General features: G+C 46.1%; 17 protein-coding genes and 1 pseudogene. 6 read left to right on the top strand and 12 right to left on the bottom strand.

All coding sequences use genetic code 11. The features are described 5' to 3' along the window. Window positions 1–138 precede the first annotated feature (138 nt). From hisA to DXA18_RS12240, 5 genes are all read right to left on the bottom strand, one after another. Window positions 139–912, bottom strand: coding sequence for a phosphoribosylformimino-5-aminoimidazole carboxamide ribotide isomerase (hisA, locus tag DXA18_RS12260; protein ID WP_118384136.1), 774 nt, complete (start codon window positions 910–912; stop codon window positions 139–141). Window positions 913–983: 71 nt separating this feature from the next. Further along, on the bottom strand, window positions 984–1259 hold the full coding sequence (locus tag DXA18_RS12255; RefSeq protein WP_118384135.1) for a hypothetical protein: 276 nt from the start codon (window positions 1257–1259) through the stop codon (window positions 984–986). 125 nt (window positions 1260–1384) lie between these two features. Beyond that, window positions 1385–2143 carry a 4-hydroxy-tetrahydrodipicolinate reductase gene (gene dapB / locus DXA18_RS12250; protein ID WP_118384134.1) on the bottom strand — a complete coding sequence of 253 codons (759 nt, stop codon included), beginning with the start codon at window positions 2141–2143 and terminating at the stop codon, window positions 1385–1387. 80 nt (window positions 2144–2223) lie between these two features. Further along, window positions 2224–3114 (bottom strand): 4-hydroxy-tetrahydrodipicolinate synthase, encoded by an 891-nt coding sequence (gene dapA / locus DXA18_RS12245; protein ID WP_118384133.1) that lies wholly within the window; start codon window positions 3112–3114, stop codon window positions 2224–2226. A 116-nt stretch (window positions 3115–3230) separates the two neighbouring features. Next, window positions 3231–3869 (bottom strand): single-stranded DNA-binding protein, encoded by a 639-nt coding sequence (locus tag DXA18_RS12240; RefSeq protein WP_118384132.1) that lies wholly within the window; start codon window positions 3867–3869, stop codon window positions 3231–3233. A gap of 235 nt (window positions 3870–4104) precedes the next feature. On the opposite strand from DXA18_RS12240, the gene typA reads away from it, so the two are divergent. From typA to hpf, 3 genes are all read left to right on the top strand, one after another. Then, window positions 4105–5937, top strand: a complete 1833-nt coding sequence (typA, locus tag DXA18_RS12235; RefSeq protein ID WP_118384131.1) for a translational GTPase TypA — start codon at window positions 4105–4107, stop codon at window positions 5935–5937. 16 nt (window positions 5938–5953) lie between these two features. Then, window positions 5954–6379, top strand: a complete 426-nt coding sequence (locus DXA18_RS12230; protein WP_118384130.1) for a hypothetical protein — start codon at window positions 5954–5956, stop codon at window positions 6377–6379. A gap of 118 nt (window positions 6380–6497) precedes the next feature. Next, a complete protein-coding gene (gene hpf / locus DXA18_RS12225) occupies window positions 6498–7034 on the top strand; it encodes a ribosome hibernation-promoting factor, HPF/YfiA family (RefSeq protein WP_118384144.1) in 537 nt (178 codons plus the stop codon). 105 nt (window positions 7035–7139) lie between these two features. On the opposite strand, the gene DXA18_RS12220 is transcribed toward hpf, so the two are convergent. Further along, window positions 7140–7742 (bottom strand): YigZ family protein, encoded by a 603-nt coding sequence (locus tag DXA18_RS12220; RefSeq protein ID WP_118384129.1) that lies wholly within the window; start codon window positions 7740–7742, stop codon window positions 7140–7142. Window positions 7743–7883: 141 nt separating this feature from the next. On the opposite strand from DXA18_RS12220, the gene DXA18_RS12215 reads away from it, so the two are divergent. After that, window positions 7884–10496, top strand: coding sequence for a transglycosylase domain-containing protein (locus DXA18_RS12215; RefSeq protein WP_118384128.1), 2613 nt, complete (start codon window positions 7884–7886; stop codon window positions 10494–10496). A 53-nt stretch (window positions 10497–10549) separates the two neighbouring features. On the opposite strand, the gene DXA18_RS12210 is transcribed toward DXA18_RS12215, so the two are convergent. The 4 genes from DXA18_RS12210 to ftsH all read right to left on the bottom strand — a co-directional run bounded on the left by DXA18_RS12210 (window position 10550) and on the right by ftsH (window position 16497). Beyond that, window positions 10550–11482 (bottom strand): ROK family glucokinase, encoded by a 933-nt coding sequence (locus DXA18_RS12210; RefSeq protein ID WP_118384127.1) that lies wholly within the window; start codon window positions 11480–11482, stop codon window positions 10550–10552. A 4-nt stretch (window positions 11483–11486) separates the two neighbouring features. Beyond that, entirely contained in the window at window positions 11487–12416 is a 930-nt protein-coding gene (gene hprK / locus DXA18_RS12205) for an HPr(Ser) kinase/phosphatase (RefSeq protein ID WP_118384126.1), read from the bottom strand. Window positions 12417–12515: 99 nt separating this feature from the next. Beyond that, the gene (gene uvrC, locus DXA18_RS12200; RefSeq protein ID WP_118384143.1) at window positions 12516–14363 is read right to left on the bottom strand and encodes an excinuclease ABC subunit UvrC; all 1848 of its coding nucleotides are present in this window, start codon (window positions 14361–14363) and stop codon (window positions 12516–12518) included. 103 nt (window positions 14364–14466) lie between these two features. Continuing rightward, a complete protein-coding gene (gene ftsH, locus DXA18_RS12195; RefSeq protein ID WP_118384125.1) occupies window positions 14467–16497 on the bottom strand; it encodes an ATP-dependent zinc metalloprotease FtsH in 2031 nt (676 codons plus the stop codon). Between the two features lie 171 nt (window positions 16498–16668). On the opposite strand from ftsH, the pseudogene DXA18_RS17475 reads away from it, so the two are divergent. Then, a pseudogene (locus tag DXA18_RS17475) lies at window positions 16669–18148 on the top strand (DUF1846 domain-containing protein). 64 nt (window positions 18149–18212) lie between these two features. Next, window positions 18213–19823, top strand: a complete 1611-nt coding sequence (locus tag DXA18_RS12185; RefSeq protein ID WP_118384124.1) for a CTP synthase — start codon at window positions 18213–18215, stop codon at window positions 19821–19823. Window positions 19824–19996: 173 nt separating this feature from the next. Here the strand turns inward: DXA18_RS12185 and hemW are convergent, their stop codons facing one another. After that, window positions 19997–21145, bottom strand: a complete 1149-nt coding sequence (hemW, locus tag DXA18_RS12180) for a radical SAM family heme chaperone HemW (RefSeq protein ID WP_118384123.1) — start codon at window positions 21143–21145, stop codon at window positions 19997–19999. Beyond that, window positions 21145–22959: a translation elongation factor 4 gene (gene lepA, locus DXA18_RS12175; protein ID WP_118384142.1), complete on the bottom strand. Its 1815-nt coding sequence runs from the start codon at window positions 22957–22959 to the stop codon at window positions 21145–21147. Before lepA ends, hemW begins: the two co-directional genes overlap by 1 nt. Window positions 22960–23021: the final 62 nt, after the last annotated feature.

The following is a 23021-nucleotide window of genomic DNA, read 5'->3' as shown; positions in this document are numbered from 1 at the left end:
GTAACTCCTCGTTTTCATTAATTCTATAAAATAACTATTTTATTGTACCACTAACCTTCATCCAATTCAATCATTTCAACTACTGAAAGTACAGGATCAACCGTACAGATTCAGGGCATCAGACTCCCGCTATCATTCTTAATAATAATTCTTAACAACATTGTAAGCAACCTTTCCGCCAAAAAGGTCCAAAGCGCTGCCAATGGTAAAATCCAGTTTTCCTCCGGACTGCACTCGGAATCGTTCCAGATCTTCCAGAGTTCCGATTCCTCCCGCATAAGTAATCGGTCGCCCCTCACAGGATGCCAGAATGCTCACCAGATCCTCCGGTGCACCCGCTGATTTTCCTTCCACATCTACACCATGGATCAGAAATTCATCACAATAAGCGCCAAGCTTTCCCATGAGTTCCGAAGTAAGCTTCTCATCCGTAAATGTCTGCCAACGGTCAGTCACAATATAATATGCACCATCTTCCCGCTTCCTGCAGCTGAGATCCAGAACCAGATGCTCCCTCCCTGTTACCTGCAGAAGTTGTTCTAGCCTGTCCCAACGGATTCTTCCTTCTCGGAACACATAAGATGTCACAATCACGTGGCTTGCTCCTGCATCCAGATATTCTTTTGCATTCTCCGCTGTCACACCGCCACCGATCTGCATCCCTCCTGGGAATGCTTGAAGTGCTGCCAGTGCCTGCTTACGGGTTGCCTCGTAGTATTCGGATCCTGCCGGATTCAGCAGGATAATGTGTCCACCTCTCAAATTGTCCTTTTTGTACATTTTTGCATAAAAGGTACTGTCCTGTTCCGAAATATAATTCTCTTCTGCCTGATCTCCGGCATCTTTCAGGCTTCCGCCCACAATCTGTTTCACCTTTCCATTATGTATATCGATACATGGTCTGAACCGCATTCTCTTTCTCCCAATCTTTTTCCTTATATAAAGACAGACGGAGGAGCACATCCTCCGTCTGCTTAACTCTCTTATCTGTTAGTTCTGTTATCACTGTTGTTGTTCTGCACATCGCCATCCAGATCATCTGCGCCGTCACGAACTGCATCACCAGCATCGTCGACACCGTCCCGGATTGCATCACCAGCATCATCGGCACCGTCCCGAATCGCATCACCGGCATCATCAATTGTGCCATCATTTACCGTGCCGTTATCTGCAGCATCGCCACTGTTTCCACAACCGGTAAGTCCACACATCAATCCTGCACACAGCAGAATTGCCAGCGTTTTCTTTAACTGTTTCATAGATTAAATCTCCCTTTCATGTATATTCTTTGATAATCAAGTAATACTTGGTACCAGTAATATCTGCATTTTTTAAGAATATATACCATATCAGGCTCATTCCATGAATGGAAGTATCTGGAAAACTAGAACTGGATCACATCTGACATATCATAAAGTCCCGGCTCTTTTCCTGCCAGAAATGCTGCTGCGGACACTGCTCCCTTTGCAAAAATAGCTTTGGAATATGCAGTATGTTTGAATTCGATCACTTCATCTTCACCGGCGTAGATTACTTCATGTTCGCCTACGATCGTACCGCCGCGTACTGCCGCGATACCAATTTCCTTATCAGAACGTTTCTTTCTCTCCTGACTTCTATCGTAGGTATATGAGTATACATTGTCCATCGCTTCATTGATAGAATCTGCCAGCGCCAGTGCTGTACCGCTCGGTGCATCTACTTTCTGATTGTGATGTTTCTCTACGATCTCAATGTCATATCCTGCCGGAGCAAGCACCTTAGATGCATCCTTCAGAAGCTTCATCAACAGGTTCACTCCCAGAGACATATTAGCAGAACGAAGCACTGCAACTTTTTCCGAAGTCTTCTTAACCTTTGCTATCTGTTCTTCACTCAGTCCTGTAGTACACAGAACCACCGGTAGCCCTTTCTTCGCACATGCTTCCAGCAGGTCATCTACTGCTGCCGCATTGGAAAAATCGATCACTACATCTACCGGCACATCACACGCTTCCACGCTTTCAAATACCGGATATGGATTCTCTCTTCCAAGGAATCTGTCCACACCTGCAGCCAGTTCCATTCCTTCTGTCTCATCCACCATGCGGCTGACTACCTGTCCCATCTTGCCGTTACATCCATGCATTAATACTTTTATCATCAGAATCCTCCTATATGCTATGTAAGGACAGAGGGCGATCATCCCGCCGTCTGTCCTTGTTATATGACTTATTAACTCACTTATACAAGCTGAATACCAAAATCCTTCATGGCTTTTGCCAGGCTCTTCTCATGCTCTGCTGAAATATCTGTCAGAGGCATACGAAGTCCTCCGCATTCCATTCCCATCAGGTTCACTGCCTTCTTAACCGGGATCGGATTCACCTCACAGAATAACTGCTCAATCAACGGAATCGCCTTAAGTTGCATATCACATGCAGCCTTTACATCTCCCTCAAAGAACTTCGCACAGATATCGTGTGTATACTGTGGGGCTACATTAGAGAGTACCGAGATCACACCAATACCACCCAATGAAAGAAGCGGAACAATCTGATCATCATTACCGGAATACAGATCTATCTTTCCGTCTGTCAGATTCATGATCTTAGCCACCTGGCTGATATTACCGGATGCTTCTTTGATCGCTACGATATTATCCGTCTCTTTTACCAGTGTTGCTACCGTCTCAGGAGCAATATTCATGCCTGTACGGCTGGCTACGCTGTACATAATGATCGGAGCCTTTGCTTCCTTTGCAACTGCCTTATAGTGTGCGATCAAGCCATCCTGTGTCGCTTTGTTATAATATGGTGTCACCAGAAGAAGTCCGTCTACGCCATACTCTACTGCTTCTTTCGACATATCAATCGTTGTATAAGTAGCGTTGGAACCGGTACCTGCAATTACCGGAAGTCTCTTCCTGGTACGTTCTACCGCGAAGCGGATGCACTCCATATGTTCTTCTTCCGATAAAGTAGAAGATTCTCCTGTTGTTCCACATATAATAATACTGTCTGTACCATGTTCGCAATGGTAATCAATCAGCTCATCTAATTTGTCATAATTAACGCTTCCATCTTCATGAAAAGGTGTGACCAGTGCCACTCCTGCGCCTGTAAATATTGCCATATTATCCCTCCTGAACTGCTGAATATTTATATATGTACGAAATTTTAACATTATTCTTTTTTCGTGTCAATGGAGCGATTATGGCGTCTCTGTGACCGGAGCGAATTTAATCTTTATCATTCCTCTGCATCATCCATACATTCCAGCTTGCTGACAGATACTTCATAAGCCGTCCGTTTCTCTGTCTCAGTCTCTGACAGACGTTTCACATACTCTCTGCTTTGAATCCTTCCAAGCACCTGTACATGCTCTCCTACCTCAAAAGCGGAAGCGTACCTTGCATTGCGTCCCCAACAGATACACGGAATATAATCCGACTTACCATATGGTCTGTTAACTGCCAGTAACAGATCTGCGATCTCACGTCCTAACGGTGTTTTTCGATAGATCGGCTGTTTACAGATATAGCCATCAAGCAGCACTGAATTCGTCTTAGCACCGTCCGGTTCCTCACTGATAAATTCCACTTCCCGCACAAATACCGACAAGATCAGCCGGTTCTTCTGCTCTTCGTGACGATTATAGGAACGGAACTGTCCATTTACCATAATGTATTCACCCGTATAGTCCTGCGTCACATCCAAAAGTCTCTCTGAGATCATAAGCGGAATCTGATCTTCCGAGTTACTGAGTCGTCTGACCAACACATCTACCATATAAAAGCCTTCTCCGAAAACCTCATGGCTGAATACAAATTTTCCTGCGATCTCTCCGATAATTGTCACCTGGTTGTTTTCAATAATCTTATCTGACATCAATGTAATTCTCCCTTCCTCCGAAATGTATTTCAGGCTTCTTTGTCTCCCGGCATTACTCTGTCATTCACCGGGGTAATACCTAGTTTATGCATTCACATTTCTCTTTAGAACTGCTTTTCTTCCGGTTTTTCTTTTCTTTGATTAGTAGTTGTAATTTCAAAAAAATATGATACAATACTAAAGTTGAACACATTAAATAGGTAAAAGTATTGAATTGTAAAGGAAGATATTTATGAGACAAAAAAGAGAAGACGTCCGCAATATCGCGATCATTGCCCATGTCGATCATGGCAAGACGACACTTGTGGATGAATTGCTGAAACAGAGTGGTGTATTCCGTGAGAATCAGGAAGTTGCGGAACGTGTCATGGACTCCAACGACATCGAACGCGAGCGTGGTATTACCATCCTCTCCAAGAACACCGCCGTATATTATAAAGATACCAAAATCAATATCATCGACACACCGGGACATGCCGACTTCGGCGGCGAGGTAGAGCGTGTTCTCAAGATGGTAAATGGTGTTGTTCTGGTAGTAGATGCATTTGAAGGTGCCATGCCACAGACCAAGTTTGTACTGCGCAAAGCTCTGGAACTGAAACTGCCGGTTATCGTGTGCATCAATAAGATCGATCGTCCGGAAGCAAGACCGGAGGAAGTCATCGATGAAGTACTGGAACTCTTTATCGATTTGGATGCTGACGAGGAGCAGCTTGAATGCCCATTCGTATACGCTTCCGCTAAAAATGGTTACGCGATCCTGGAGCTGGATGACAGCCCGGACAACATGATTCCACTGTTCGAGACGATTCTGGACTATATTCCTGCACCAGAAGGTGATCCGGAAGCCGGCACACAGGTACTGATCAGCACCATCGATTATAACGAATACGTAGGACGTATCGGAATCGGTAAAGTTGATAACGGAACCATCCGTGTAAACCAGGATATGGTCGTAGTCAATGAACACAATCCGGATCGCCAGGAAAAGGTACGTATCAGTAAGCTGTACGAATTCGACGGACTGGACAAGATTGATGTCAAGGAAGCTACCATCGGTTCTATCGTGGCTGTATCCGGTATCTCAGACATTTCCATTGGTGATACCTTGTGCTCACCGGAGAATCCGCAGGCAATCCCATTCCAGAAAATCTCTGAGCCTACGATTGCAATGCAGTTTATCGTAAACGACAGTCCACTCGCAGGTCAGGAAGGTAAATACGTAACTTCCCGTCACATTCGTGACCGTCTGATGCGCGAGTTGAATACTGACGTCAGCCTCCGCGTAGAAGAGACAGACAATATGGATAGTTTTAAAGTATCCGGACGTGGTGAGCTTCACCTGTCTGTCCTGATCGAGAATATGCGCCGTGAAGGATATGAATTTGCAGTAAGTAAAGCTGAGGTTCTGTACAAAAAAGATGAAAAAGGCAAACTTCTGGAGCCAATGGAACTTGCATATATTGACGTACCGGACGAATTTACCGGAACTGTCATTGAGAAATTAGGTCAGCGAAAAGGTGAACTTCGCAACATGGATGCCAGCAGCGGTGCTTATACCCGTCTGGAATTTTCTATCCCTGCCCGTGGTCTGATCGGTTACCGTGGCGAATTCATGACTGACACCAAGGGAAATGGTATCATGAACACACTGTTCGACGGATATGCTCCATACAAGGGCGACATCCAGTATCGTAAACAGGGCTCCCTGATCTCATTCGAGACCGGAGAATCTGTTACTTACGGTCTGTTCAATGCTCAGGAACGTGGTACTCTCTTCATCGGTGCTGGTGAAAAAGTATACTCCGGTATGGTCATCGGACAGAATGGCAAGACTGACGACATCGAAGTAAATGTATGCAAGACCAAGCACCTGACCAACACCCGTTCATCTGGTGCTGATGACGCGCTTCGTCTGACCACACCAAAGGTACTGAGTCTGGAAGAAGCTCTGGACTTCATCGACACCGATGAATTACTGGAGGTAACACCTAAGAGTCTTCGTATCCGCAAGAAAATCCTGGATCCAAGACTCCGTAAGCGTGCTAACATGAAACAGAGTTAATCTGTGGAGGATGCCTATGAAAGAAAAATGTACTCTTATCATTTCCAGTCTTGCTTATGCACTGGAAATGATCATCACCATAGCCATGCTGATCGGCACCGGGCTCCTCTGCTTCCGTCTGATCTGTTCCATCTTTCACCTGATGGATGCTGATCCGTTCGAAGCATATGAGCATCTCCTTTCTTACAGCATGAACCTGATAATCTGTGTAGAACTGATCCGCATGATGTATTATCACACTTCTGATATGGTATTCGAACTGCTGGTATTTGCACTGGCAAGGCAGGTCATTATCGACCACACCTCAGCGATTACCAGCCTGATCGGTGTATGCGCCATTGCCGTACTGTTCGCCACAAGAAAGTTCCTGTTTACCACTCATGTACTCTCTGCCGATACCGATGACGAAGGCGACAAAAAGAGTGAAAAAGAAAATAAATAAAAACTATACAATGTCTGACAAACGTGCTATACTCAACATATCAGAAAGATTGTTGTTTGAAGTATCAATTGTCAGACATTTTATTTTTCTGAAAATCACTGTTAAAGGAGTGGATTTTATGAATTTTATCATCAGTGGAAAGAACATCGAAGTAACCCCTGGTCTGAAAGACAGCGTCATCAATAAGCTTGGTAAGCTGGAGAGGTATTTTACACCTGACACAGAAATCATCGTAACCTTAAGCGTTGAAAAAGACCGTCAGAAGATCGAGGTAACCATTCCGGTCAAAGGTGATATCATCCGTTCTGAGCAGACAAGCACAGATATGTATGTATCCATTGACCTCGTAGAAGAAGTGATCGAGCGTCAACTTCGCAAATATAAAAACAAACTGATAGCAAGGCATCAGGAAGGCGGAGCTTTCAAGCAGGAATTCTTTGAAGAAGAACCTGCCATCGACAGCAATGACGAGATTCAGATCGTGCGCACCAAGAAGTTTGGTATCAAGCCAATGTTCCCTGAAGATGCTTGTGTACAGATGGAACTTCTCGGACACGATTTCTTCGTATTCTCTAACGCAGAGACAGAAGAAGTTAATGTCGTGTACAAGAGAAAGAACGGTACATTTGGTCTGATCGAGCCTGAATTTCAGTAAACAATATGCATAATCGTTCAGAGATAATCCCTGATATCAAAAATCCTGGAGATCATTTCTCCAGGATTTTTATCTGTCCATTTATCTCTGCATAAAAGCAGGCTCCTATCTCTTCCATGGAGCTCTTGCTCCCGTCCCTTCTGTAATCTCTTCCTGTACCGCAGTAAGTTCCTCTACAGGAATCACGCAGGTCAATTGCACTTTGTCTGTGTACACAGAATCCAGAATGGTAATCTTTCGCTCCCCTAATATATATTGAATCTTACCAAGGTCTCCGTACTCGGTATCTACGGAAAGCTTTATTCCCCGAATCCGGGATATAATCTGTGAATGGGCCAGTCCCTCTTTCGTTGCTCCGGAATATGCTCTTACCAGTCCTCCCGTACCAAGCAGTGTACCTCCAAAATATCTGGTCACTACCACTGCTACATTATGGATATCCTCTCCCATCAGCACATCTAACATCGGCTTTCCCGCCGTACCTCCCGGCTCTCCGTCATCACTGAATCTGGCAAGTTCATGTCGGTCACCGATCACATATGCAAAGCAGTGATGTCTGGCATCCCAGTATTTCTTTTTAATATCAGCAATAAATGCCTGTGCTTCATCTTCACTTGACACCGGCATTACATCTGCGATAAAACGAGACTTTTTTTCTACAATTTCACCTGTTCCGCCTCTGTAGGCCAACTTGTATTCTTCTGGCATATTTTCACCTTTCCTTCTTGTCCTGAATACTACTATAACGGATTTATTAAGATTTTCCTACATAAATATGAAGATTTTAATTTTTTCTTTATTTAAATTATCAAGTTTGGTATAATACTGTGGATAAAGGAGGCTAAATTCATGAATTATGGAAGACGAAAAGCTTCAAAAAGGCAAAAAGAAATCACCTCCAAAGGTACCATGCAGGGAAAACGCATGGGAGTGCGATTATTCAAGGCCTTTTTGCTTTTGATACTTGTCGCCTGTGTAAGTGTGGGAGTAGGCGGCCTCATCTTTGTAAAAAAGATCATCAACGACTCGCCCGACATCTCTCCGGATGATGTACGTCCAAGTGGCTATACTACTTTTGTGTATGCAGATGACGGAACCACAGAGCTGGAACGTTTCGTTGCATCAGGCTCCAACCGTATCTACAAGTCGATTGATGAGATACCAACTGATCTGCAGCATGCATTTGTCGCAATTGAGGACGAACGTTTCTATGATCATAAGGGAATTGACCCACAGGGTATCCTGCGTGCCTTCGTTGTGGGTGTCGCACACGGTGGTAACTTCAGTGAGGGTGCCAGTACTCTTACCCAACAGCTGATCAAGAACAACGTATTCCCGAACTTCGTATCTGAAAATACATTTTCTGAAAAACTGGAACGTAAGATCCAGGAGCAGTACCTTGCCCTGAAGATTGAAAAGCAGATGTCCAAAGATGAAATCCTGGAGTGTTATATGAACACAATTAACCTTGGACAGAACACACTGGGTGTTCAGGCTGCTTCCAAACGCTATTTTAATAAGGATGTATCCGAACTTACGCTTTCGGAATCGGCAGTAATCGCAGGTATTACTCAGAATCCATCCGGTTATGATCCGGTCACTCAGCCGGAAGCCAATGCAAAGAGACGAAAAAAGGTTCTGGGCAATATGCTGAAGCAGGGATATATTGATCAGACTGCCTACGATGAGGCAATGGCAGATGATGTATATGCCAGAATCCAGACTGTTAACAGTGAGATTGGACAGGATTCTCCAAACAGCTACTTTGTAGATGCATTGTCCGAACAGGTAGTAAGTGATCTGATGGATCGTCTCGGCTACTCTGAGACACAGGCATACAATGCACTGTACAGCGGTGGACTCAGCATTTACTCTACTCAGAATGTAGAGATGCAGAAGATCTGCGATGAAGAAATGAATAATTCAGAAAACTATCCATGGCTGACAGAAGTTGGTATTGCCTACGCACTGACAGTAACCCGTGCCGATGGAACGGTTGAAAATTACGGCTCCAACGACCTGCGTAACTATGCGAAGAATGTCAAAGGTGACAAGCAGGGACTGCTTTATTCTTCTGAGGATGAAGCAAGAGCCTTTGTAGAGGAATGGAAATCCACCATTGCACAGGAAGGTGACACTTACGTAGAGAACCTTACTCTTACTCCACAGCCTCAGGCATCTGTCACACTGATGGATCAATCCAACGGACAGATCAAAGCAATGGTCGGCGGACGTGGCACCAAAACATCCAGCCTGAGCCTGAACCGTGCATACAAGGGTTCCCCTAGACAGCCGGGATCATGTTTCAAGATTCTTTCCACTTACGCGCCTGCGCTGGATGCATGTGGTCAGACACTGGCAACCATCATCCGCGATGAACCATGGCATTATTCCAATGGGGCTTCTCTGAAGAATGCATCCGGAAGTTATCTTGGTGACATTACCATGAGAAAAGCCATTGAACAGTCACAGAATGTATGCGCTGTTAAGACAATTGACGAAGTAACACCTGCACTGGGATATCAGTATGCTAAGAATTTCGGGATCACCACCCTGGAGGATTCTGACAAAGTAGAATCCATCGCACTTGGTGGTCTGACTAACGGTGTATATAACTATCAGCTCTGCGGAGCATTTGCAACGATTGCTAACGGCGGCGTATACAACACGCCAACTCTTTATACCAAGATCCTTGACCATGACGGTAATGTTCTTCTGGAAGGTAATAAAGAGACTAAGACCGTGATTAAGGATTCCACTGCCGCACTGCTCACCAGTGCCATGGAAGACGTTGTTACCAGCGGTACCGGACGTAATGCACAACTTGACAACATGCCGGTAGCCGGTAAGACCGGTACTACTGACCACGATCAGGACCTCTGGTTCTGTGCATTCACTCCATATTACACCTGTGCAGTATGGGGCGGATACGACGAGAACAAGTCACTGACAGGTATCGATACCCAGTATCGTTTCCGAATCTGGAAAAGCATTATGAGCAGAGTTCATGCAAATCTGGAAGAAAAAGATTTTACCATGCCTTCCAGTGTAGAAAAGAAATCTGTATGCTCGATCACCGGATATCTGGCAAGACCATCCTGCCCGACAGTAACGGAATATTTTGCAAAAGGTTCTGTACCTGATGAGACCTGTCCGGGACACGGTAATTATTATGAAGAAAGTGACTCTTCAGACGAAGAATCAACCGATAACAGTGAAAATAATTCCGGCAGCACCGGTAACACTGATAACAGTGGTAACACTGGCGGTAATTCTGGTGGTAACACTGGTGGTAACACTGGCGGTAATTCTGGTGGTAACACTGGTGGCAACACTGGCGGCAATACCGGTGGTAATACTGGTGGCGGTGAAAACGGAGGTGGAGAGACACCAACTCCGGAACAGCCTTCTGCGAGACTGCTCTTACCGAATCTGAGAGGTATCTACAAATTTAAAAGTTAACTCAAAAGGAGTGAAGTTCAATTGGAACTTCACTCCTTTTATGTATCGTGTATTTAATTCAAAATCAACCTTGCAGCTCCACAGATACCTGCATCATTGCCAAGTTCAGCTAATACAATCTTCGTATCTTTATTCGCAAAGAATGCTCTCTTCTGGAATTCCTTTTCCACAAACGGAATCAATACCGGACCTGCTTTTGACACACCGCCACCGATCACAAACACTGCCGGATCCACCACTACAGCAAGACTCGCCAATGCCGCTCCAAGATATCGTCCGAATTCATCCGCAATGCGAGTTGCAAGTGCATCTCCCGCTTTTACTGCATCAAACACATCTTTGGCACTTGGTTCTCCATGAAGCACAGTCTCTTCATGTTCCCCACTCAAGGCCTTTCTTGCCAGCTTTGCAATTCCAGTTGCAGATGCGTACTGTTCCAGACATCCATGCAGTCCACATCCACAGGCATCCTCTTCCTCACGGTTCACACAGATATGTCCGATCTCGCCGCCCGCGCCATGTTGCCCGACAATCATATGACCATTCACGATCACACCACCGCCAACACCTGTGCCAAGGGTTACCATGACAACATTTTTCTCGCCTCTTCCGGCCCCCAGCCACATCTCGCCCATAGCAGCTACATTGGCGTCATTCCCGGCTTCTACCCGCATACCGTCAAGCAGTTCGCTGAGTTCTCTTGTAACTTCCTTATATCCCCAGCCGACATTCGCTGTCTGCTGTACAACACCTTCTGAATCAACCGGTGCAGGGATTCCCATTCCTACTCCGGCCACATCTTCTCTCCGGATCTTCCTCTCCTCTAATTTCTTCAGAATCGATGCTGCCACATCCGGAAGAATCTGTTCCCCATGATTCTCCTTCCTGGTCGGAATTTCCCACTTGTCCAGCAGTTTGCCCTCTGTCTCGAAGAGACCAAGCTTCACACTGGTGCCCCCGACATCCACACCCATACAATATCTCATCCTTTTATTTTCCTTTCTTAGTCATACTTTCCTCTACACGCTTGTACAGCTCCTGAGCTGCATTATAACCCATCTGCTTCTGTCTGTGGTTAATTGCAGCGGTCTCTACGATAATCGCCAGATTACGTCCCGGACGGATCGGAAGCTGATGACATACGACTTTATTGCCAAGGAACTCTGTGTACTCCTCTTCCAGTCCCAGGCGTTCGTATGCTTTTTCACGGTTCCAGTCTTCCAGACGGATTACGAGATCAATATTCTGTGTCTCGCGTACACTTAAGACACCAAACAATGTCTTAACATCTACAATACCGATACCCCGCAGCTCGATGAAATGCCTTGTGATATCCGGTGCTGTACCCACCAGAGTATCATCGCTGACTCTGCGGATTTCTACCACATCATCACTGACCAGACGATGACCTCGCTTGATCAGCTCCAGAGCTGCCTCACTTTTACCAATACCACTTTCTCCTGTAATCAGCACACCGACACCATATACATCCACCAACACACCATGAATGGAAATACACGGTGCAAGCTGTACATTCAGCCAGCGTATTACTTCTGCCATGAATGCGGAGGTTACCTTTTCTGTAATAAATACCGGAATATCAGCTTTTTCTGCTTTCTCCACCAGTATCTTATCCGGCCTCATATTTCTGCAGAAGATCAGACACGGAATACGGCATGCAAGAAGCTGATCATAGATCCGCTCCTTTTCTTCCGGGTCCATCCGTTCCAGAAATGTATACTCTACATATCCGATGATCTGGATACGCTGATTGTCAAAATGATCAAAATAGCCGGTCAGCTGTAATGCCGGACGGTTCACTTCTGGTTCTTCCAGATAAATACCTGACAGATCCACATCCGGTGTCAGATTCTTAAGATCCATCTTCTCCACAAGCTTAGACATTTCTATTCTGGGCATAATTATTTCCTCCTGTATCTTTTGATGTTCGTTCCATAATAGAATGGCACAAAAAGATTTGCGCTCGTTAACGTTTATTATATCATACTTCCCTCCGTCTTACACCTTGGGATGGAAAAAATTGTAGACAGATTCGGCCGCTGCTTCGTTCATAGACGGCAGTTCTTTCAGTGTCTCCACATCCGCATTGCGGATAGCTTCCAGTCCCGGAAATCTCCGCATCAGATCCTTTCTTCTGGCAGGTCCGATACCTGGTATATCATCCAGTACAGAATGCACCTGTCCCTGTCCTCTAAGCTTCCTGTGATACTCAATTGCAAAGCGATGTGCTTCATCCTGAATCCTCGTGATCAGCTTAAATCCTTCCGAATTACGGTCGATCGGAATCTCCACATTATTATAATACAGCCCTCTCGTTCTGTGATTATCGTCCTTTACCATACCGCATACCGGAATATGGATCCGTAATTTATCTAATACTTCCAATGCAATATTTACCTGACCGCGTCCGCCGTCCATCAGGATCAGATCTGGAAATGCAGTAAAGCTGTTCTCCATGCTTCCTTCTTCACGTTCCCTTCTGCCATGTTCAAACCGGCGTGTCAGCACCTCTTCCATGCTGGCATAATCATCCGGTCCCTGCACGCTCTTAATCCGGAACTTACGATAGTCACTGCGCTTCGGCCGTCCTTTCTCATACACAACCATGGATCCTACCGATGCATAGCCGCTGATATTGGAAATGTCATAGGCTTCCATACGCACAACCTCTTTCATTCCAAGCAGATTTTCAATCTCCTTAACCGCACCGATTGTTCGACCCTCTTCCCGCTTCAAGCGTTCCTTATCCTTCGTCAGGATCAACGCCGCATTCCTCTGTGCCAGTTCGACCAGCTTTTCCTTGGATCCTTTCTTCGGCACCCGGATGTGTACCTTATGCCCCCGTTTTTCTGTCAGCCATTCTTCCAGCAACTCCATATCTCTCGGCTCTTCCTGCATCATCAGTTCCGCCGGCAGATACGATGTACCTGCATAGAACTGTTTGATAAAGCTGGACAGGATCTCGCTCTTGGTCTCCTCTCCTGTCAGTCGCAGGAAGAAGTGATCTCTGCCGATCAGTCTGCCATTACGCACAAAGAATACCTGCACGACTGCATCCTCCAGATCCTTCGCCATTGCCACAATATCTCTGTCATCCCCGGCCGTATCCGTAATCTTCTGCTTCTGCGCGATTTTCTGTACACTCTGCAGGAGATCCCGGTATTCAATCGCCCGTTCATATTCCATTGCCTCCGACGCCTCTTCCATCTTACGCTGCAGGTCTCCCAGGATCAGATCATAATTGCCGTTCAGAAACTGCAGTACCTGATCGATGGATTCCCGGTATTCCTGCTGATCCACATACCCCTGACAAGGTGCACCACACTGATGGATATGATAATTCAGGCATGGTCTCTCTAGCCCGATATCACGCGGAAGTCTCCGATTGCAGCTACGGATCTTATACAGTTTCCGGATCAGCTCAATCGTATCTCTCACCGCTCCTACACTGGTATACGGTCCAAAGTACTTCGCCTTATCCTTCTTCATCTGTCTTGCCATCATGATCCTCGGAAATGGCTCCTGCACCGTCACTTTAATAAATGGATAACTCTTGTCATCCATCAGCATAGTATTATATTTCGGTCTGTGCTCCTTGATCAGATTACACTCCAGCACCAGAGCTTCCAGCTCCGAATCTGTGATGATATATTCAAATCTGGTAATATGCGTTACCATCTGTTCAATCTTCGGCCCTTTATTCCTGCTGGATTGAAAATACTGCCGCACCCTGTTCTTCAGACTGATTGCTTTACCCACATAGATAATCTCGTCTTTCTCGCCATGCATCAGATATACGCCCGGTTTTCCCGGAAGCTTTTTCAATTCTTCCTGTATATCAAACATCTGTCTGCCTCTCTTTCCCCTCTCCATATTCTCTATTCTACATCATCTTCCCATATACTGAAAAGGGAGAAAGCAAATGCTTTCTCCCCATATACCTTTTATCTTATTCTACATCGGCTGATGACGACGTCTCAGGCACCGTCTTTTCTTCCGGTGTATCTTCTGCCACTGTCTTCTCTGCTACCAGATCTGCTTCAACTGCTTTCTCACGTCCCGGTACTGTTTTCATACCAATACGCTCTTCGGTCTTCTTCGGCGCATCCGGATCAATGCCTTCCACTTCATGGAAAATCTTCATGAATTCCTTACCGGTAATAGTCTCTTTCTCAATCAAGAATGCTGCGATCTTATCCAGAGCCTCTCTATGCTCTGTAAGAAGACGTTTCGCTTCATCGTATGCTTTCTTCAGCATCTCCATTACTTCCTGATCGATCTCAGCTGCTGTAGCCTCTCCACAGTTCATAACGGCTCTTCCGTCCAGATAACGGTTCTGAATAGATTCCAGTCCAATCAGTCCGAACTTTTCGCTCATACCATACTGTGTGATCATGGAACGTGCAATCTTGGTTGCCTTCTCAATATCATTCGAAGCACCTGTAGTAACCGTATCAAACACAATCTCTTCCGCAGCACGTCCACCAAGCATTCCGACAAGCATTGCTTCCAGCTCTTTCTTGGTATTCAGGAACTTCTCTTCCTCCGGTGTCTGCATTACATATCCGAGAGCACCCATGGTTCTCGGTACGATAGTAATCTTTTGTACAGGCTCTGAATCCTTCTGGAGAGCACTTACCAGTGCATGTCCTACCTCGTGGTAAGATACGATACGTCGCTCTTCCTGACTCATAATGCGGTCTTTCTTTTCTTTACCAACCAGTACCACTTCGACAGCCTCAAAGAGGTCTTTCTGCGATACTGCATTCCTTCCATGTTTAACTGCATTGATCGCAGCCTCGTTGATCATATTGGCAAGGTCTGAACCAACTGCTCCGGAAGTTGCCAGTGCGATCTCTTCCAGATCCACTGTCTCATCCATACGCACATCCTTGGCATGTACTTTCAGCACCTCTACACGTCCCTTCAGATCCGGACGTTCTACGATGATACGACGGTCGAAACGTCCCGGTCTCAGAAGAGCCGGATCCAGAATCTCCGGACGGTTCGTTGCTGCCAGAAGCAACAGTCCCTTGTTCGTATCAAATCCGTCCATCTCAGCCAGTAACTGGTTCAGGGTCTGCTCGCGTTCATCATTGCCACCCAACTGATTATCACGGCTCTTACCGATAGCATCGATCTCGTCGATAAAAATAATACATGGTGCCATCTGCTGTGCCTGCTTAAACAGGTCGCGCACTCTGGATGCACCTACACCTACGTACATTTCCACAAATGCTGATCCTGACAGCGAGAAAAACGGCACCTTCGCCTCTCCCGCTACTGCCTTCGCAAGCAGTGTCTTACCGGTTCCCGGAGGTCCTACTAACAGGGCTCCCTTCGGAAGCTTCGCTCCCACACCGGTGTATTTGCCAGGGTTATGCAGGAAATCTACGACTTCCTGCAAAGATTCCTTCGCTTCGTCTTGTCCCGCTACATCCTTAAATGTAACGCCGGTCTCTTTTTCTACATACATCTTGGCATTGCTCTTGCCAATACCCATCATGCCTCCACCCTTAGACATCCGCTTGAAGCTCCAGTAGAACATCGCCACGATCAGTACGACCGGCAGGAAGGTCGCAATCACATTCAATACCATCATCGAAGTCGTATCCGGTATCTCCTGTTCATATTTAATACCTGCCTCATACAGTCGTTCGGAAAGGGTATTATCATCCACAACTCCGGTATAATATTCCTTCGCTGTAGTCTCGCCTTTTTCCTTCTTGGCCTTGATCATGATCTTGTCACTGGAAATCGTAACTTCCTGCACCTTGTGATGCTTGATCATGTTCAGAAACTTGTCATACGTAATCTCTTCTGCAGATGATGTCTTCTGGAACTGATAGAGTGACAGCACCAGAAATGTAGTAATCAACGCGATCAGCAGGACAAAGGAGACACCCTGTCTGTCCGGTTTGTTATTCTTATTATCATTCTGATTATTTCTATTACTATTTCTGTTATTCTGATTATCCATAGTATAGTGGTCCTCCTGTGTTTATCAGTTCTAATTATAAATATCGACCCATTTAAAATCAACAAATAATTTATGAAAATATTGTAAACAGGATATAATTTGTAGTATACTTGGATTTGGAGTTTTTATCAGCAGGATAAAGCAATAACATTGGGGAAGAGGAATATACAAATGAAATTAGGATTTGACAACGACAAGTATCTGGAAATGCAGTCTGCTCACATCCGTGAGCGTATCAGCCACTTTGACAACAAACTGTATCTGGAATTCGGAGGCAAGCTTTTTGATGACTACCATGCATCCAGAGTACTGCCAGGCTTTCAGCCGGACAGCAAACTGCGCATGTTAAAAGAACTGGCCGACCAGGCTGAGATCGTTATCGTCATCAGTGCCGGAGACATTGAAAAGAATAAGGTACGTGGAGATCTGGGGATAACCTACGATACCGATGTAATCCGCCTCGTGAAGCTTATATGAATTCAGGTCTTTATGTGGGAAGTGTTGTCATTACCCAATATGCCGGACAGACTGCCGCTGATCTCTTCAAGCAGCGTCTGGAGCGTCTTGGCATCAAAGTGTATATTCATTATTTAATACCGGGATATCCGGCTAATGTCCCACTGATCGTCAGCGACGAGGGATATGGTAAGAATGATTACATCGAGACCACGCATCCTTTAGTCATTGTCACAGCACCGGGACCTGGAAGCGGAAAGATGGCGACCTGCCTTTCACAGCTCTATCATGAACACAAACGTGGGGTAAGAGCCGGCTACGCCAAATTCGAGACATTCCCGATCTGGAATATCCCATTGAATCATCCGGTCAACCTGGCATATGAAGCAGCTACCGCAGACCTGAACGACATCAACATGATCGATCCGTTCCATCTGGAAGCTTATGGAGAGACTACCGTTAACTACAATCGTGACGTAGAGATCTTCCCGGTACTGTGTGCCACATTTGAACGCATTTATGGTGAAAGCCCATACAAGTCACCGACTGACATGGGCGTTAATATGGCAGGTTTCTGCATCAGTGATGACGAAGCCTGCAGAGAAGCATCCCGTCAGGAGATCATCCGCCGCTACTACGATTCCCGCCGCAGATTTCTGTTAGGCGCATGTACGGAGAATGAAGTATACAAGATCGAGATGCTGATGAATCAGACCGGAATCACCGTTCACGACCGCCATGTTGTGGATGCCGCATTGAAACGTGCAGAAGAGACCGGCGCACCAGCCTCAGCGCTAGAACTGCCAGACGGACGTATCGTCACAGGCAAGACATCCGATCTGCTGGGAGCATCAGCTGCACTTCTTCTGAATGCATTAAAAGAACTTGCCGGTATTGATCACGAGAGGAAAGTCATTTCACCGGAGGCGATTGAGCTATCCAGAGATTAAAAGTTAATTATCTTGGAAGCAAGAATCCAAGGCTTCACACCGACGAAATATTGATCGCACTGTCCGTAAGTGCTGCCACAGACCCTACTGCCCAGGAAGTTCTGAAACAGCTTCCGAAGCTGAAAGGATGTCAGGCGCACACTTCTGTCATGGTCAGCAACGTAGACAGCAGAATGTTTAAAAAGTTGTCTATCCAGGCAACTTATGAAGCCAAATTTGAAAAAAATCCTGTATTTGCCAAATAATCCGGTGTATTATAGTATCAGATAACATGCAGGTATCCCCTGCATATATATGAAGGAGGAACACATGGCAGTAAAATACGTATTTGTTACAGGCGGAGTGGTATCCGGACTCGGTAAAGGAATCACAGCTGCTTCTCTGGGACGTCTTTTAAAAGCACGCGGTTACAAAGTAACCATGCAGAAATTCGATCCTTATATTAACATTGACCCAGGCACAATGAACCCGGTACAGCACGGCGAGGTATTTGTTACCGATGACGGAGCTGAGACTGACCTGGACCTGGGACATTATGAACGTTTTATAGATGAAAGCCTGACCAAGAATTCCAATGTTACCACTGGAAAGATCTACTGGTCTGTACTTCACAAAGAACGCCGCGGTGATTACGGCGGAGGTACCGTACAGGTAATTCCTCATATTACAAATGAAATCAAGAGCAGATTCCATCGGAATCCTGCTGCTAAGGATACAGAGATTGCCATCATCGAGGTCGGCGGCACGGTAGGCGATATCGAAAGCCAGCCTTTCCTGGAGGCAATCCGTCAGTTCCAACACGATAAAGGACATGAGAATGTCATCCTGATCCATGTTACATTGATTCCTTATCTGCGTGCATCTCAGGAAATGAAAACCAAGCCTACCCAGGCCAGCGTAAAAGATCTCCAGGGAATGGGTATCCAGCCGGACATCCTTGTCTGCCGTTCTGAACACCCGCTGACTGACGGCATCAAGGATAAGATCGCACTGTTCTGTAATGTACCGTCTAATCACGTACTGCAGAATCTGGACGTAGAATATCTGTATGAAGCACCACTCGCCATGGAAAAGGAGAATCTGGCCGGTGCTGTCTGCGAATGTCTGCACCTGGAATGCCCGGAACCGGATCTGAAAGACTGGACAGAGATGGTGGACTACCTGAAGCATCCGAATACTGATGTAACTGTTGCCCTGGTCGGCAAATATATCCAGCTTCACGATGCTTATATCAGTGTTGTAGAGGCATTGAAACACGGCGGTATCTTTAGCCGTGCTACGGTACACATCAAATGGATTGACTCTGAAACAGTGACTCCTGAGAATGCGGACGAGCTGTTCAGTGATGTAGATGGTATTCTGGTACCGGGAGGTTTCGGCGACCGCGGTATCGATGGTAAGATCGAGGCAATCCGCTATGCAAGAACCCACGGTCTCCCATTCCTGGGACTGTGTCTTGGTATGCAGCTTTCCATCGTAGAATTTGCAAGAGATGTAGTCGGACTGAAAGACGCACACAGCGTAGAACTTGATCCTCAGACAACGAACCCTGTCATTCACATCATGCCGGATCAGATCGGTATCGAGGATATCGGTGGTACACTGAGACTTGGTTCTTATCCATGTGTACTGAACAAGGAGTCAAAGGCATATCAGCTCTATGGTTCAGAAAATATCGAGGAACGTCATCGTCATCGTTACGAGGTTAATAATGACTACCGTGACCAGCTGGAAAAAGCAGGCATGATGCTCTCCGGGCTGTCACCGGACGGACGTATCGTAGAGATGGTAGAGATTCCGGAACATCCGTGGTTTATCGCCACTCAGGCACATCCGGAACTGAAGTCCAGACCAAACCGCCCGCATCCGTTATTCCGCGGATTCGTAGAGGCAGCTCTGGCTCACAAAGACGAACGGTAATATACAAGAACAAAGAATGTGCCTTGGCACATTCTCGCGCCTGCGGCGGTCGCTTGCGACATCTACCTTATCCGCCGCAGTGCGCATCCTCGCGGAGCGGTTTTTACTTTACAGAAAAGCAAATTCCTGTAAAGTAAAAAACACAGCCATGGAAGTTCCAGTGGCTGTGTTTTTTATTCCCCTAACAGGAACTGACTCAGTGCATAATTACTGAGATCAATTCCCCGGTCTGTCAGTCGGATCCGATCCTCTTCTCTTACTAGCAGTCCCTCTTTTATCAAATTTTCTATACTTTCTTTATAAATCTCGTCCATCGACACTCTGAATGACTTATAAAAATCATATTCCGACACTCCATTGATCTTACGCAGTCCCAGAAACATGAATTCTTCCATCTCGTCCTTCCTTCTGAGTCTGGTAAAGTCTTCCCGCTCTTCCAACACCAGTCCCGTACTCGGTCCGATATGATCCGGTTCCTTCCATCGGATATGATCCATCAGTGACGAAGCTCCTGCTCCAAGCCCCAGATATTCTTTCCTGTCCCAATAACCCAGATTGTGCCTGCATTCATAACCATCTTTCGCATAATTAGAGATCTCATAGCGATGATAACCATAGTCTTCCAGAATCTCTCCGGTGCGCACATACATCTGCCGTTCTATATCCTCATCCGGCAGTTCTTCTGCGTGTCTGCCTTCCCCATACCGCTCATAAAACGGCGTACCTTCCTCAATGATCAGACTGTATGCAGAAATGTGTTCTGGTTCGAGATCTGCTACCTTTCGAAGTGTATCTTCATAACTCTCCAGCGTCTGTCCCGGAATTGCCGACATGAGATCCACATTGATATTGGTAAATCCAGCCTCTCTCGCCCACTGATATACCTGCCTGAAATCCTCGTAGGTGTGGATTCGTCCCAGACACTTCAATTCTTCATTATCTGCTGACTGAAGCCCCATGCTCAGCCGATTGATTCCAAGCTCACGATACACCGGAAGCTTATCTTTCACATCGGTTCCCGGATTCATTTCCAGCGTGATCTCTGCGTCTTCCCTGATTGGGAAGCTCTCATGAACTGCTTCAAAAACTTGCGTGATCTGCGCTTCTGTCAGAATGGACGGAGTTCCCCCGCCCACAAATATACTGACGATCTCATATCCATAATTGTGTATCACATCCGACCAGTAACGGATCCTGCGGCATAACCGTTCGACATAGATCTGCCGTTGCTCTTCACCAGATGGTGCCGACAGAAAGTCACAGTACTTACATTTGCTTACACAAAAGGGAATATGCAGATATAATTCTAATTCTTTTTTCATTAATTCTCATCCAGCTTCAATACACTCATAAATGCTTCCTGCGGGATCTCTACATTGCCCACCTGACGCATACGCTTCTTACCTTCCTTCTGTTTCTCCAGCAGCTTACGCTTACGCGAAATATCACCGCCATAGCACTTGGCAAGTACGTCCTTACGCATCGCTTTTACCGTCTCTCTGGCAATGATCTTGCTTCCCACTGCTGCCTGGATCGGAATCTCAAAGAGATGTCTCGGAATCTCTTCTTTCAGCTTCTCACACATCTTTCTTCCGCGCTCATAGGCACTGCCTTCGAATACAATAAATGATAATGCATCCACTGTTTCTTTATTAATCAGAATATCCAGTTTCACAAGGTTCGACTGCTGATAGCCAAGCATCTCATAATCGAACGATGCATAACCTCTGGAACGGGATTTCAGCGCATCAAAGAAATCGTAAATGATCTCATTCAGCGGCAGATGATAATGCAATACTGCTCTGGTCTCTTCGATATATTCCATGCCCTGATAGATACCTCTGCGTTCCTGACACAGATCCATGATCGTTCCGATATATTCTGACGTCACCATGATCTCTGCCTTTACCATCGGCTCTTCCATGTATTCAATCTCAGATGGGTCTGGCAGGTTCGACGGATTCGTCAGATCCATGACCTCTCCATTGGTCTTATGCACCTTGTAAATAACGCCCGGTGCTGTTGTTACCAGATCCAGATTATATTCTCTCTCCAGACGCTCCTGAATGATCTCTAAATGCAAAAGTCCCAGGAAGCCGCAGCGGAATCCAAATCCCAATGCAATTGATGTCTCTGGCTCAAACTGCAGTGATGCATCATTTAACTGTAACTTTTCCAGTGCGTCACGAAGATCCGGATACTTGGCTCCGTCCGCCGGATAGAGTCCGCAGTATACCATCGGATTCACCTTCTTATATCCCGGCAATGGCTCTGCGCAAGGATCCTGCGCATTCGTGATCGTATCACCCACACGAGTGTCCTTTACATTCTTCAGACTGGCGGTCACATAGCCTACCATACCTGCACTCAGTTCGTCACATGGAATAAATTGTCCTGCTCCGAAATATCCCACTTCAACAACCTCTGCCTCTGCTCCGGTCGCCATCATGCGGATCGGCGTACCCTTCTTTATCGTACCTTCCATCAACCGGCAAAATACGATAACTCCCTTATATGCATCATATAAAGAGTCAAAGATCAGTGCCTGCAGCGGTGCCTTTGGATCTCCGCCCGGAGCCGGAATCTTCTCTACGATCTGCTCCAGTACTTCCTCTACATTCAGTCCGGTCTTGGCAGAAATACGTGGTGCATCCTCTGCTTCAATACCGATCACATCTTCAATTTCTTCAATTACACGCTCCGGCTCTGCACTCGGAAGATCAATCTTATTGATCACAGGCATCACATCCAGATCGTGATCCAGTGCCAGATATACATTGGCGAGGGTCTGTGCTTCCACGCCCTGCGCTGCATCTACTACAAGAATTGCGCCATCACAGGCCGCCAGACTTCTGGATACCTCATAATTAAAGTCTACGTGTCCCGGAGTGTCGATCAGATTAAAGATATACTCTTCCCCATCTTTCGCCTTATACACCGTACGCACTGCCTGAGACTTGATTGTGATACCACGTTCTCGCTCAAGATCCATATTATCCAGTACCTGCGCCTGCATCTCCCGGCTGGTCAGAAGTCCTGTCATCTCAATAATACGGTCTGCCAGGGTAGATTTCCCGTGGTCAATATGCGCTATAATACAAAAGTTACGAATTTTACTCTGGTCTGTTCCTGCCATGTTTTTCTTATCTTCCTTCCATCTTCTTCTAAATTCTTCTGCTCTATCTTCGCCAAACTGTT

The organism is Dorea sp. AM58-8 (assembly GCF_003464045.1).
Classification (GTDB): domain Bacteria; phylum Bacillota; class Clostridia; order Lachnospirales; family Lachnospiraceae; genus Claveliimonas; species Claveliimonas ammoniilytica.
The sequence above is the reverse complement of the archived record's forward strand: the minus strand, read 5'-3'. Positions and strand labels throughout refer to the sequence as shown.

Bases quoted from the DNA above. Each gene is read 5' to 3' on its own strand.
- DXA18_RS12255 (WP_118384135.1), bottom strand. From the start codon at position 1,259: ATGAAACAGTTAAAGAAAACGCTGGCAATTCTGCTGTGTGCAGGATTG.
- dapA (WP_118384133.1), bottom strand. From the start codon at position 3,114: ATGGCAATATTTACAGGCGCAGGAGTGGCACTGGTCACACCTTTTCAT.
- uvrC (WP_118384143.1), bottom strand. From the start codon at position 14,363: ATGTTTGATATACAGGAAGAATTGAAAAAGCTTCCGGGAAAACCGGGC.
- DXA18_RS12185 (WP_118384124.1), top strand. From the start codon at position 18,213: ATGGCAGTAAAATACGTATTTGTTACAGGCGGAGTGGTATCCGGACTC.
- hpf (WP_118384144.1), top strand. From the start codon at position 6,498: ATGAATTTTATCATCAGTGGAAAGAACATCGAAGTAACCCCTGGTCTG.
- ftsH (WP_118384125.1), bottom strand. From the start codon at position 16,497: ATGGATAATCAGAATAACAGAAATAGTAATAGAAATAATCAGAATGAT.
- DXA18_RS12215 (WP_118384128.1), top strand. From the start codon at position 7,884: ATGAATTATGGAAGACGAAAAGCTTCAAAAAGGCAAAAAGAAATCACC.
- lepA (WP_118384142.1), bottom strand. From the start codon at position 22,959: ATGGCAGGAACAGACCAGAGTAAAATTCGTAACTTTTGTATTATAGCG.
- dapB (WP_118384134.1), bottom strand. From the start codon at position 2,143: ATGATAAAAGTATTAATGCATGGATGTAACGGCAAGATGGGACAGGTA.
- typA (WP_118384131.1), top strand. From the start codon at position 4,105: ATGAGACAAAAAAGAGAAGACGTCCGCAATATCGCGATCATTGCCCAT.
- DXA18_RS12230 (WP_118384130.1), top strand. From the start codon at position 5,954: ATGAAAGAAAAATGTACTCTTATCATTTCCAGTCTTGCTTATGCACTG.
- hprK (WP_118384126.1), bottom strand. From the start codon at position 12,416: ATGCCCAGAATAGAAATGTCTAAGCTTGTGGAGAAGATGGATCTTAAG.
- DXA18_RS12240 (WP_118384132.1), bottom strand. From the start codon at position 3,869: ATGTCAGATAAGATTATTGAAAACAACCAGGTGACAATTATCGGAGAG.
- hisA (WP_118384136.1), bottom strand. From the start codon at position 912: ATGCGGTTCAGACCATGTATCGATATACATAATGGAAAGGTGAAACAG.
- hemW (WP_118384123.1), bottom strand. From the start codon at position 21,145: ATGAAAAAAGAATTAGAATTATATCTGCATATTCCCTTTTGTGTAAGC.
- DXA18_RS12220 (WP_118384129.1), bottom strand. From the start codon at position 7,742: ATGCCAGAAGAATACAAGTTGGCCTACAGAGGCGGAACAGGTGAAATT.
- DXA18_RS12210 (WP_118384127.1), bottom strand. From the start codon at position 11,482: ATGAGATATTGTATGGGTGTGGATGTCGGGGGCACCAGTGTGAAGCTT.